Genomic DNA, 12385 nt, shown 5'->3' with positions numbered 1-12385 from the left:
ACAGCCTACGGATGCCTCGGCGCGGTCGCCGCCCGGAAGCCGACATCGTCGCGCAGCGCCCACGACGCGGTGCGCCACCAGCCGTACGCGACGGCGACCGCAGTGGCCGGCGTCGCAATGAGCACGAAGAATGAGCCCTGTGAGTCGGCGAGTTGCATCGTCGCGGTGGCGATCACGCTCGTTGCGAGACCGATGACGAGCCCGAGCACGGCGAAGGCGACGAGATGCCATCGCAGTGCACGCACCCGGCGCAGCGAACGGCCGAGCAGCCATGCCGCGGGGCCGCCGCCGAGCACGAGGGCTCCGATCGACCACGGCAAGTGCGTAGCCGAAGGAGCAGACGAGCATGACCGGCACATAGCCGATCGCAGACCCGAACGACGAGAACTGATCGGGCTGGGCGAGAGAGGCGAAGGCCATCGCCACGCCCGTCGAGGCATAACCCAACGAGAAGAGCACTTGAAAGCCGATCCACGCGAGACCTGCGCCGCGGGCGAACTCGCTGAAACTGAATGCCATCGGCAACTCGGGCGTGCGCTGCAGCATGCCGTAGCGCGAGGCGAAGCGGAGATCGCGCGGATCGGGGCCATCGGCACGGTCGGGTGCGCCAGCTGCCTCGGCCGGCCCGGCCGCGCTGGCTGCCTCGCCCGCCTCGCTCATGCCCGCACCTCGCCGATCAGCTCGACGAGTTCGCGCAGCGGCTTGCGCAGCAGGGGCAGCTTGGCGAGCGGCAGGGCCAGACCCAACAGCTTGAGGCCGCGATCGAGCAGCCGCAGCGTGCGCTCGCGCCCGGGTGAGGAGTCGTAGACCCAGAACAGGGCGAGCAGCAGGTAGCCGAGCCAGAACACCTCGGGCAGCGAGCGCGCGAAGTCGTCGGGCAGCGAGTGCCGCGCCCCGCCGACCGCGTCGCGGAAGAGGCCGACCGCCAGTTCGCGGGCCTCGATCGAGTCGTCGCCGAGGGGGTTGATGGGCGAACGCGGCGACACCGCGGCCGAAAGGAAGCCAGGAGCGAAGGCGTGGAACGGCTCGAGCGTCGCGAGGCCCGAACGGTAGACGATGCCGAGCCGCTCGATGAGGTCGTCGGATGTCTCGAGCAGCGGTGCGACGATGGCGCGGTGCTCGCGCTGCACGTCGACGTAGAGCTCTTGCACGAGGTGGTTCTTGGTCGGGAAATAGTAGTACGCGTTGCCGAGCGAGATCCCGGCCTCTTGCGCGATGAGCCGCAGGGTCGTGTCGTCGTATCCGCGCTCGCGGAACGAGGCGAGCGCGGTGTCCCGGATGAGCGCCCGGGTGCGTTCCGCCTTCGGTGTCGGTTTGGCGGCTTCATTTTCGAACATGTTCAAAAGCTACGCTCAATCACCCGGATCGTCCAGCCCGGGCATACGCTGGATCCGTGACGACGTTCTACCTGGCACGGCATGGCGAGACGACTTGGCACGCCGACCACCGATACGCGGGCAACTCGGATGTCCCGCTCACTCGGCACGGACTCGGGCAGGCCGCCGCACTCGGCGCCTGGGCGGTCGACGCGAGCCTCGACGCGATCGTGGCATCCCCGCTCAGCCGCGCACGGCGTTCGGCCGCGCCATCCGTCGAGACGACCGGCCTGGCGTTGCGCATCGACGAGCGTCTCGTCGAGATCGACTTCGGCGACGCCGAGGGGCTCACGCCCGACGAGCTCGCTGAACAGTTCCCGGCGGAATGGGCGGCCTTCTGCCGCGCGCCGGCGAGCAACCCGCTGCCCGGCGGCGAGCGCGGCCGCGATGGCATCGCACGCGCGCTCCCGGTGTTCGACGATCTGGTCGCCGAGTTTCCCGAGGGCCGGGTGCTCATCGTCGCGCATGCGACGCTCATCCGACTCCTGTTCTGCGAGCTCGCGGGCATGGACCCCGACGGTTACCGCGACCTCCTGCCGGTGCTCGGCAACTGCAGCATCACCACGATCGTCTACCCGTGGGCGACGGAATCGGAGCTGACGAGCCATCCGCGCATCAGACTGCTCGGATTCGACGTGCCGCCCGGGCGTGCCGCGATCTGACGCGGCGTCCCGCCGGGAGAAGTAGCGCCCGACGACACCCTCCCCGCTGGGCGAGTAGCGCCCGACGGCACCCTCCCCGCTGGTCGAGTAGCGCCTGACGACACCCTCCCCGCTGGTCGAGTAGCGCCCGACGAAGGAGGACGCGTATCGAGACCCTTCACCAGATCTCGATACGCTCCTGCGTCGCTACTCGATCAACGAATGCGCGAATGCGCGAATGCGCGAATGCGGCATCCGATCAGTCGACGGCGAATCGCTCGTCGAGCCAGTGGATGAGGTCGGCCCGAACCTCTTCGCGGTTCGTCTCGTTGAAGATATCGTGCCTGGCGCCCTCGTAGACGATGAGCTCGACGTCGACGAGGCCCGACCGCGTGACGTACGCCTTCGCGAGCTTCACGGCGCTCTTCTCGCCACCGACCGAGTCGTCTGATCCGACCATGATGAGCAGCGGCAGTTCCGGCGGCAGGCCGCGCGCGGGTCGTCCGAGCAGGCGCAACGCATCGCGGAGACCGAACAGCTTTCGAAGCTGGACCTCGGTCGTGTACGGGTCGGCCATGAACGCGGCAGCGACATCGGGGTCGCGGCTCAGCCACTCGACCGGGGTCGGCCCGAGATGGCGGTAGCGCACATTCAGGTTGCCGCCGTTCATGTCGAACAGCGTGCGGTAGGCCGTGCCGATGAGCACGACGCCGTCGTACTTCTCGGCGCTGCGATTGACGATGATCTGCGCCATGAGCGAACCCCACGAGTTGCCGAGGAGCACGAGGGGCAGCTCAGGCCCTTCGGCGTCGCGGATGACGCTGCTGAACTGCTCCACGGCGTCGATCGTCGCCCTGAGCCCGCCGGGGCCGAGGCGACCCATGCGCGTGAGGTCGCCGCCGTGCTGTTCGAACCCGGTCTGCCCGTGGCCCCGGTGGTCGTCGGCCCACACCGAGTAGCCGGCCGCGTTCAGCGCCTCGACGAGCTCGCCGTAGCGGCCGATGTGCTCGCCGACGCCGTGCGCGAGCTGCACGACCGCGTGCGCGTCGGGCACCCGCCACGATTCGTAGTGGATGTGGACTCCGTGCGCATCGGTGAACATCGGCATGCCGACATTGTTGCAGCACGCGAGCTGTGACGAGCGAACGGGTCCGCCGCGGCATCCGCCCTCTGCAGCAATTCAGGTCGGGAGTGCGTGTCGCCCCGGAATCAGGCCCCGAACGCCGCGCGACACACTTCCGCGCCTGAATTGCTGCAGGTGGGGTGGGGTAGGGAATTGCTACAGGTGGAGTGGGCAGTTCCCAACCGGCGGGCGACAGCGGCTCAGAGACATCCGGAATGCTTAGTCACACTAATTTGTTAGACTAAGGACATGACGGATGCCTTACACACCCCCACGGCCGAACGGCCTGCCCTCCTTGCATCCGCTCGCACGTCGACGCCCCGCCGACCCACGCTCGCCGAACAGAGCACCGAACTGCGCATCGCGATCATGCGCCTCGCGCGGCGCCTCCGGCAGGAGCGCACCGAGACCGAGCTCAGCGGCTCGCAGTTCTCGACCCTCGGCTGGATCTCGGCCGAGGGACCGCTCACCATCGGCCGGCTGGCCGGACTCGAGCGGGTCACGGCCCCCTCGATGAACCGCACCGTGAACCGCCTCGTCGACGCCGGCTACGTCGTGCGCGCTGCGTCGCCCGACGACCGCCGCAAGGTGCTCGTCTCGACGACCGAGAGCGGCGAGACGATCGTGCGCGAGACGCGCCGCCGCCGCGACGCGTGGCTCGCCAAGCGCTTCGTCACCCTCACCCCTGCAGAACGCGAGACGCTCGCTGACGCCACGACCATCCTCAGGAGGCTCATCACCCAGTGAGTGCCATGTTCCGATCCCTCGTCCACCGCAACTATCGAATTTGGTTCATCGGCGCCCTCGTCTCGAACGTCGGCGCCTGGATGCAGGCCACCGCCCAGAACTGGGTGGTGCTCACCGAACTCACCGACAACGATGCCTTCGCCGTCGGAATCACGATGGCGCTGCAGTTCGCGCCTCAGCTGCTGCTCGTGCCGATCACCGGGCTCATCGCCGACCGCTTCGACCGCCGCAAGATCCTCATGATCACGCAGACCGCGCTCATGCTGCTCGGCCTCGCCCTCGGCCTCCTGCTCATCTTCGGCCAGGCCGAGCTCTGGCACCTCTACCTCTTCGCACTCGCCCTCGGCGTCGTGAACGCCGTCGACAACCCCGCGCGGCAGACCTTCGTCTCCGACCTCGTCGGCAGCTCCGACATGTCCAACGCCGTCGCGCTGAACTCGGCGTCGTTCAACACCGCACGCATGATCGGTCCGGCCGTCGCGGGCTTCCTCATCGTGCTCGTCGGCTCGGGCTGGGTCTTCGTCATCAACGCATTCACCTTCCTGGCGGTGCTCGGCGCGCTCGCGATGCTTCGCGGAAAGCAATTGAAGCGGCTGCCTCGAGCGCCACACGCCCGCGGCCAATTCGTCGCGGGCTTCCGCTACGTGGCGGGGCGGCCAGACCTCGTCGTCGTCTTCGTCATGGTCTTCCTCATCGGCGCGTTCGGCATGAACTTCCCGATCTTCTCCTCGACGATGGCGGTCGAGTTCGGCCGCGGCGCCGGAGAGTACGGCCTGCTGTCGTCGATCCTGGCGATCGGCTCGCTGACCGGCGCCCTGCTCGCTGCTCGACGCGATCGCGCTCGCATCAGGGTGATCATCCTGGCGTGCGCCTTCCTCGGCTTCGCCACCCTCGCCGCCGCACTCATGCCCACCTACTGGACCTTCGCCGCCTCGACGATCCTCATCGGACTCGGCGCCGTGACGATCCTCACCACGGCCAACGGTTACGTGCAGACGACGACCGAACCCGCACTCCGCGGTCGGGTGCTGGCGCTGTACATGGCGATCCTGTCGGGCGGCACGCCCATCGGCGCCCCGATCGTGGGCGCAGTCGCCGACAACATGGGTCCGCGCTGGGCGCTCGGGCTCGCCGCCGTCGCTGCGACCGTCGCCGCGCTCATCGGCCTCGGCTGGCTCGTGTTCTCACGGGGGATGCGGCTCGCGCGGCATCCGCGGTACGCCTGGCGACCGGTCGTTCGATTCGCGGATGCCCCGACCGCGGCGATCGCCGCCGTGACCACGCAGGCCGTGCCGACGCTGCGGGTCGACCAGCTCAAGCGCGAGATCGAGCGGGAGTTCGGCCGGGATCGCGCCGACGAGCGCGAGCGGAGCTCCGAGCGCGAGCTCGTGCCGACCGTGCCGAACGACCGCCTCGTGCCCGCCGACTTCTCCGAAGAGGTGGCGCTCACCTCGCCGATCCGCCTGCCGAAGCCGCGCGCCTAATTCCTCAGGGCGAACCGGGCGACTCCGTGCCGCTCTAGGAGGGCGAATGCCCACAAATGCATGCTTCTTGCACACAGTGATGTGTCACACTGCGCATTCTGACAAGAAAGTTGCATACGTATTGACTTGCGGTCTCGCCAACCGCTAGACAGAGCGAAGCACCGACCCGGCACCCCCGCCGTGTCGGTGCCGTCGGAGTGAAGTCCCCAAGTACCAGCTCCACCCCCCTCGCACAGCTCCGGCTCGATAGCACGACCCATGCAACTCAACGAGGAGGGAACCACTGATGGCAACATCGAAACGTACTCGGGTGGTCGGCGGGTCGGCGTTCTTCGCCGCACTCGCCGGATTGGCACTCACCACGCTGGCACCGTTCAGTCCGGCGGCCGGCACGGAGACGCTGCCCGATCTCACCCACGACGCCGATGAAGCGGTCGCCGTCGTCGAGGTGACCGTCGACGATCACACCGAACTCGATCGACTCGTCGACACCGGCGTCGACCTCGATCACGGCGTTCGCCAGAACGAGGACGGCACGCTGACCGCGCAGGCGATCATCAGCGACGGCGAAGCCGACGGGCTGCGCGCCCGCGGATTCACGGTCGGCGAGACCCTGTACGACGAGAACGACAGTGCTGCCGTGATGGACGACCGCACCGCGACCATCGCGGCCGCGGAGCACGCGAACGCGACGTTCGCCGCAGCGGCCGCCGCCGATGCTGCCGACGTGAAGATCACCCGCGCCGACTACTACACCTCGTTCGGGGTCGGATACCTCTCGGTCGAGGCGAAGTTCACAGACGGCCAGACCAGCACCGCTCCCCTGACGGTCGTGCGCGACAGCGGCCCCGGAACCGAGCTCGGGTCGGGGGGCACGCAGAACATCACCCGCTTCGTCGACGCCAACGTGTACCTCTACCACCGCGGTGCCGCGCAGGTCGCCGTCCGGCCGGACACGATCCAGATCACGAGCCCGACGGGCGACGTCGCCACCGCGAAGGTCACCGACTGGCTGCCCCTCGACGGCGAGGGGAGCTCGGACCCGAGCTACCAGCGCGACTTCATCACGTCGTACCTCACGCCGCAGGAACTCACCGCTCGGATCCAGTCGCTGGCCGCCGAGTTCCCCGACCTCGCCGAGATCGTCGAGATGCCGAACCAGACCGCGGGCTACCAGCGTCATGCGCAGGCCGTCCTCGGCAACGCGAACCAGAACCGCGTGGGGATCGACTCGAAGGCATGGGGCCATGAGGGCGGCAACGACGTCACCGTCGCGCTGACCTCGACCGGTGCCGCGAACGCGCCGTTGTCGGTCTCGGTCGCCGGCTCGGCGATCACCGTCGGCCTGTCGACGGACGCGAACGGCGCCGTCACCAGCACCGCGGCCCAGGTCGCCTCCGCGATCAACGCCTCGCCCGAGGCATCCGCCCTCGTCTTCGCCTACACCTACCGCGGCGACGCGGGCGCGGGTGTGGTGGCACCGGCGACCGCGACGCTCGACGACGGGCTCAACGCGCCCGAGAGCGTGGCGCGCGGACCCCAGTCGGTGTACGCGCTCCAGATCGGCAAGGACCGCGACGGCTCGAAGCCGGGCGTGCTCTTCTACGCCCAGGAGCACGCACGCGAGTGGGTTCCGCCGCTGGTCACGATCGAGACCGCGGAGCGCCTGCTCCGCAACTACGCGTCGGACGCCGAGACGAAGAAACTCGTGAACAACCTGGAGATCTGGATCGTACCGACGACGAACCCCGACGGCGGCACGTACTCGTTCTACGACTTCGCCTCGCAGCGGAAGAACATGGTGAACTACTGCCCGATCACCGGCAACGCCGACTTCAACGGCCGCAACTCCTGGGGAGTCGACGTCAACCGCAACTACGACGAGTACAGCCTGTTCGACGGATTCAGCGGCGGCGGCACCTCGTGCACCGGTGGGACCTACTCCGGGCCGAGCGAGTTGAGCGAGTCGGAGAGCAAGAACATCGACTGGATCGCCGCGAACAACCCGAACATCACGTTCTCGATGAACCTGCACAGCTCGGGCAACTACTTCATGTGGTCGCCGGGCGCGTACCGGTCGAGCGACCGCCTCACGGCGCCGCGTCCGACGCTCGAGGAGGAGTCGTTCTTCTGGGGCGCCTCGTCGCGGATCCTGACCGCGATCAAGGAGTACCGCGGCATGTCGGTGACCCCGGCCCGCACGGGCCCCGTCGCGGACGTCCTGTACTCGGCCGCCGGCAACTCGGGCGACATGCTCTGGTACAAGTACGGGATCAACGCGTGGGACTTCGAGGTCGGCACGTCGTTCCAGCCACCGTTCGAGAACGAGGACCCCACCGGCGGATCGGCGCATGCCGAGTCGCAGGAGTTCTCGAACGGGCTGATCGAGCTCCTCGGGGTCGCGGTCGACCACGAGAAGGATCACCAGCGCCCGGTGAGCACGGTCAAGGCCGTGCCGAGCGCTGAGGCCGGCATGGTCGACGTCACGTTCGAGACGTCCGAGACCGCATCGGTGTTCTACACCCTCGACGGCTCGAAGCCGACCTTCGAGTCGACGATGTACGCCAGCGCAGGCGTCCGCGAGGGCGCTGAGACGCTGACCGTGCCGGCTGGCACGAAGGTCCACTGGTTCTCGGTCGACTCGTCCGGCAACGTCGAGAAGAACTACCGGCCCGACGGCAACAACGGTTCGAACTTCAACAAGGCGACCGTGAAATAGGTCCGTCCTGGAACGGCTGCGGCCGCGACATCCTCGGATGCCGCGGCCGCGGTCGTTCGTGAGCACGGCCGGCGCTCCCACCGGCTCGCGTCCTCCCGAGGAGGTCGGAGCGCGGCGCGTCAGATGACGCCGAGTGCGAGCATCGCGTCGGCGACGCGCGTGAACCCGGCGACGTTGGCGCCGACCACGTAATCGCCCGGCACCGCGCCTCAGAGTTCCCTCTTCGACGCGCTCGGTGATTGCACACGCCGAGTTGTGACCTTCACGCATTTCCCGACATCTCTAAGGTAAGGAGGTGCACGTGGATCAGACCGATGGCACCGACACCGAGCTGCTTCAGGGCGTGGTGCGTGGTGATCAACAACCGCTGTCGATCTTGTTCGACAGGCACGCGACTGCGGTGACGAGATATGCCTGGGCGCTGGCGTCGAATCGTCAGGATGCTGAGGAGATCGTTCAGGATACGTTCACGACCCTCTGGCGCAAAGCAGATGCGATCACGGTCCCAGAGGCCTCCGTGCTGCCGTGGCTACTCGTAACCTGCCGCAATATCGCTGCGAACCTTGCTCGCAAGCGATTCCGGAACCTCGCAGACGAACTGCCCGACGAGGCCTCAATCGATCATGCGTCGCACGCGCGACAGGACGCAGAGAGTGCGCGGGAGCAGTTGCGCTGGGTCCTCGACGAGATCGGCCGCCTCGAACCCATCGACCGTCGCGTTTGCGAGCTCTGCCTTCTCGATGGTCTTCCCTACGCCGACGCCGCGCGACACCTGGGTCTCACCGTCGGAGCGGTCAAGCAACGAGTCCTGCGTAGCCGAGTGAAGCTGAGGAAGGCGGTGACGGCCGATGAGAACTGAACCCCCGACCGGTGATGACCTGGTACGTCTGCTGGCATCGATGAAGCAGAACGTGCTCGAACAGACCGCCACCGAGCGCCCGGCGCGGACAACGCGCTCAAAGTTGACCGACCGCCTTCTCGGCCTGCTCCTCGGAGTGGGCCTCCTGCTCGGTATCGGTGCAGGCGCGGCATTCGCGCTCGGACTCGTGCCCGGCCCCAGCAGCACGCAGCCCGCGCCAGCGACCGCGACCGCGACCGCGGCCCCGAGGCCGTCGATCATGCCGACGCCGGCCCAGCCCGCGAGCGAGTACATCGTCGAACCCGCCCCGGCGCCAATTGCGGCGTCGATCACGATCTCCGCAACCGCGCTCGCCGTGCTCACGGAGGATGGCGCAGAGCTCGCCGTGTTCGACTACTTCCAGCCGGCGGATGAGGTGGTCGATACCCTGGCCTCGCTCCTCGGCCAACCGGTCGTGACTGAACACGAATCACGGGGCGACGGCTTCACCGGCACCCGCTACGACTGGGACGGGATCAGCGTTCAGGACGACGCCTGGCCCGGAACGGCACCGCTCGATCCCAATCTCAGCGTGTCCGTGCAACGCGCCACAGTGGCAGGCCTGTCCATTCGCACCGCACCCGGCATCGGTTCGAGCGACGGGATCTCGATCGGAGACCCGGCAACCGAGCTCAGCATCGGTGTCGAAGACGGCTTGGAGCACGAAGAGTACGCGACTGGAAGACTCGTGCGCTGGACGCGCATCGGAATCACCGACCCGCTGCCACCTGGGGAGGGCGTGCTTGGTGGCCCGTACAACTTCGGCGTCAACGTCGCGAGCTATTCCGACACCGGACTCATCGAACGCTTCGGAGCCCCCAGCCCGAACTGGGGGGTATGAGGCGCATGGGCGAGCGCCGGTCAGATGACGCCGAGCGCGAGCATCGCGTCGGCGACGCGCGTGAACCCGGCGATGTTGGCGCCGACCACGTAATCGCCCGGCACGCCGTACTCGTCGGCCGTCGCCGCGGTGCGCTCGTGGATGCCCGCCATGATCTCGGAGAGCCGCTCCTCGGTGTGCTCGAAGCCCCACGAATCGCGTGACGCGTTCTGCTGCATCTCGAGCGCCGAGGTCGCCACGCCGCCCGCGTTGGCGGCTTTGCCGGGCCCGAAGAGCACGCCGGCCTCGCGCAGCACCCGGATCGCGCCCGGCGTCGTGGGCATGTTCGCGCCCTCGGCGACCGCCACGACACCCGCGGCGACGAGCTTCACGGCCTGCGCTTCTGAGAGCTCGTTCTGCGTCGCACACGGCAGGGCGACGTCGATGCGCTCGGCACTGTCGATATCCCACACGGATGCCCCTGGCAGGAACTTCGCTCGCCCGCCGCGCTCTTCGGCGTACACCGAGATGCGCTCGCGGCGCTGCTCTTTGACGTCGCGCAGCAGCGCGAGGTCGATGCCGTCGGGGTCGTGGATCGCGCCCGACGAGTCGGAGGCGCCGACGACGCGGCCGCCGAGGGCGTGCACCTTCTCGATCGCGTAGACGGCGACGTTGCCGGAGCCCGAGACGAGCACCCGCGCGCCGTCGAAGGAGCGGCGGCGGGTCGCGAGCATGTGCTCGGTGAAGTAGACGGCACCGTAGCCGGTCGCCTCGGTGCGCACGAGCGAGCCGCCCCACGTGACGCCTTTGCCGGTGAGCACGCCCGACTCGTAGCGGTTGGTGATGCGCTTGTACTGGCCGAAGAGGTAACCGATCTCACGCGCACCGACGCCGATGTCGCCGGCCGGGACATCCGTGTACTCGCCGATGTGCCGGTACGCCTCGGTCATGAACGACTGGCAGAACCGCATGATCTCGCCGTCGGAGCGGCCCTTGGGGTCGAAGTCGCTGCCGCCCTTGCCGCCGCCGATGGGCATGCCGGTGAGCGCGTTCTTGAAGACCTGCTCGAACCCGAGGAACTTGACAGTGCCGAGCAGCACGCTCGGATGGAAGCGCAGCCCGCCCTTGTAGGGCCCCAGCGCCGAGTTGAACTGCACCCGGAATCCGCGGTTGATGCGCACGCGCCCGCCGTCGTCGGCCCACGGCACCCGGAAGATGATCTGCCGTTCGGGTTCGCAGATTCGCTCGAGGATCGACGCCTGCACGTACTGCGGGTTCTTGTCGAGCACTCGCCCGAGCGAGTCGAACACCTCGCGCACGGCCTGGTGGAACTCCACCTCGCCGGGATTCCGGGTCAGCGTTGCGGCGTAGACGTCTTCGATGGTGGTGCGGCTCTGCAACGCGCGCCCTTCTGTCGAACGGATGCCACGTGGTGCATGTTGCGCGCGGCGTCTCCACACTACCCAGTGCTGAGGAAGCCTCCGACCGTGTGACGTAAGCGGACCGCGTCAGGGCCCGCGCAGGATGGTCGCCGGCTCAGCCGACGGTGCCGGTGGACTCGCGCACGACGAGCTCGGGCTGGAACACGATGCGTTCGTGACTGAATTCGCCGCCGGCCGCCTCTTTCAGCATGAGGTCGACCGCGGTGTACCCGATCATGGCCGCCGGCTGCCGGATCGACGAGAGCGGCACGACGGCCGCCGACGCGAAGTCGATGTCGTCATACCCGATGAGCGCGATCTCGCCGGGCACGTCGATGCGGCCCTGCATCATGAGCGCCTGCAGCACGCCCATCGCGAGCAGGTCGTTGGCGGCGAAGATCGCGTCAGGGCGATCGGATGCCGCGCGCTCGCGAATGCCCTCACCGGCGGCCCGCCCCGCGAGCACCGAGAGCGACTCCGTCTCGATGATCTCGAGCGTGACGCCCTCGACCTCGGCGACGGCGATACCGGCCCCCTCGAGCCGGTCGACGACCTGGCGGATGCCCTTCGGGCCGCCCACGAACGCGATGCGACGACGACCGGTGTCGATGAGGTGGCGCACCGCCAGACGACCGCCGACGACGTCGTCGACGGCGACCGATGAGAAGCTCTGGTCCGCGACCTCGCGGTCGACGAGCACAACGGTCGTGCCGCGATCCCTGAGCTGCTGGAGCCGGGGCAGGTCATCGGCCAGCGGTGAGATCAGCACGCCGGCGACCCGCTGCTCTTCGAACAGGTCGAGGTACGCGCTCTCGCGGTCGGCATTCTCGTCGCTGTTGCCGAGCAGGATCGTCATGCCCTCTTCGGCCGCACGATCCTCTGCGCCGCGGGCGACATCCGTGAAGAACGGGTTGCGCACGTCGAGCACGACGAGACCGATCGAGCGGCTGCGGCCGGCGCGCAACTGACGGGCGGCGTCGTTGCGCACGAAGCCGAGCTCCTCGATGGCGGCGGTGACGCGCGCGACGGTGGCGGGGGCGACCTTGTCGGGGCGGTTCAGCACGTTCGAGACGGTGCCCACCGATACGGATGCCACAGCCGCGACATCCCGCACACTCACTGCCATCGGTTCTCTCCTCGAGTTGAGTCAATTATG

The 12385-nt window shown here is 68.2% G+C and carries 11 protein-coding genes; 6 read left to right on the top strand and 5 right to left on the bottom strand.

Annotated features, from left to right (window positions below):
- Positions 1-5 precede the first annotated feature (5 nt).
- Together AC1C2T_RS05065 and AC1C2T_RS05060 are read right to left on the bottom strand one after the other, a co-directional pair.
- Entirely contained in the window at positions 6-320 is a 315-nt protein-coding gene (locus AC1C2T_RS05065; RefSeq protein ID WP_495384471.1) for a hypothetical protein, read from the bottom strand.
- A gap of 336 nt (positions 321-656) precedes the next feature.
- Positions 657-1337 carry a TetR/AcrR family transcriptional regulator gene (locus AC1C2T_RS05060; RefSeq protein WP_495384470.1) on the bottom strand — a complete coding sequence of 227 codons (681 nt, stop codon included), beginning with the start codon at positions 1335-1337 and terminating at the stop codon, positions 657-659.
- A gap of 56 nt (positions 1338-1393) precedes the next feature.
- Between AC1C2T_RS05060 and AC1C2T_RS05055 the strand changes: the two genes are divergently transcribed.
- The gene (locus AC1C2T_RS05055; RefSeq protein ID WP_495384469.1) at positions 1394-2038 is read left to right on the top strand and encodes a histidine phosphatase family protein; all 645 of its coding nucleotides are present in this window, start codon (positions 1394-1396) and stop codon (positions 2036-2038) included.
- 238 nt (positions 2039-2276) lie between these two features.
- On the opposite strand, the gene AC1C2T_RS05050 is transcribed toward AC1C2T_RS05055, so the two are convergent.
- Positions 2277-3125 (bottom strand): alpha/beta hydrolase, encoded by an 849-nt coding sequence (locus tag AC1C2T_RS05050; RefSeq protein ID WP_495384468.1) that lies wholly within the window; start codon positions 3123-3125, stop codon positions 2277-2279.
- A 264-nt stretch (positions 3126-3389) separates the two neighbouring features.
- Here AC1C2T_RS05050 and AC1C2T_RS05045 point away from each other — a divergent pair, with 264 nt between their 5' ends.
- From AC1C2T_RS05045 to AC1C2T_RS05025, 5 genes are all read left to right on the top strand, one after another.
- Positions 3390-3887 (top strand): MarR family winged helix-turn-helix transcriptional regulator, encoded by a 498-nt coding sequence (locus AC1C2T_RS05045; RefSeq protein WP_495351725.1) that lies wholly within the window; start codon positions 3390-3392, stop codon positions 3885-3887.
- A 5-nt stretch (positions 3888-3892) separates the two neighbouring features.
- Positions 3893-5371 (top strand): MFS transporter, encoded by a 1479-nt coding sequence (locus AC1C2T_RS05040; RefSeq protein WP_495384467.1) that lies wholly within the window; start codon positions 3893-3895, stop codon positions 5369-5371.
- A 286-nt stretch (positions 5372-5657) separates the two neighbouring features.
- Positions 5658-8090, top strand: a complete 2433-nt coding sequence (locus AC1C2T_RS05035; RefSeq protein ID WP_495384466.1) for a M14 family metallopeptidase — start codon at positions 5658-5660, stop codon at positions 8088-8090.
- Between the two features lie 301 nt (positions 8091-8391).
- Entirely contained in the window at positions 8392-8949 is a 558-nt protein-coding gene (locus AC1C2T_RS05030) for an RNA polymerase sigma factor (protein ID WP_495361322.1), read from the top strand.
- Positions 8939-9829: a hypothetical protein gene (locus AC1C2T_RS05025; RefSeq protein WP_495384465.1), complete on the top strand. Its 891-nt coding sequence runs from the start codon at positions 8939-8941 to the stop codon at positions 9827-9829. Before AC1C2T_RS05030 ends, AC1C2T_RS05025 begins: the two co-directional genes overlap by 11 nt.
- Positions 9830-9849: 20 nt before the next feature.
- Here the strand turns inward: AC1C2T_RS05025 and gdhA are convergent, their stop codons facing one another.
- Together gdhA and AC1C2T_RS05015 are read right to left on the bottom strand one after the other, a co-directional pair.
- Positions 9850-11208, bottom strand: a complete 1359-nt coding sequence (gdhA, locus tag AC1C2T_RS05020; RefSeq protein ID WP_495361324.1) for an NADP-specific glutamate dehydrogenase — start codon at positions 11206-11208, stop codon at positions 9850-9852.
- A gap of 136 nt (positions 11209-11344) precedes the next feature.
- Positions 11345-12355, bottom strand: a complete 1011-nt coding sequence (locus AC1C2T_RS05015) for a LacI family DNA-binding transcriptional regulator (RefSeq protein WP_495384464.1) — start codon at positions 12353-12355, stop codon at positions 11345-11347.
- Positions 12356-12385 lie beyond the last annotated feature (30 nt).

This window comes from Agromyces sp. Y558 (genome assembly GCF_059445415.1).
Note: the sequence above shows the minus strand (reverse complement) of the source record. Positions and strands in the feature narration are given on the sequence as shown.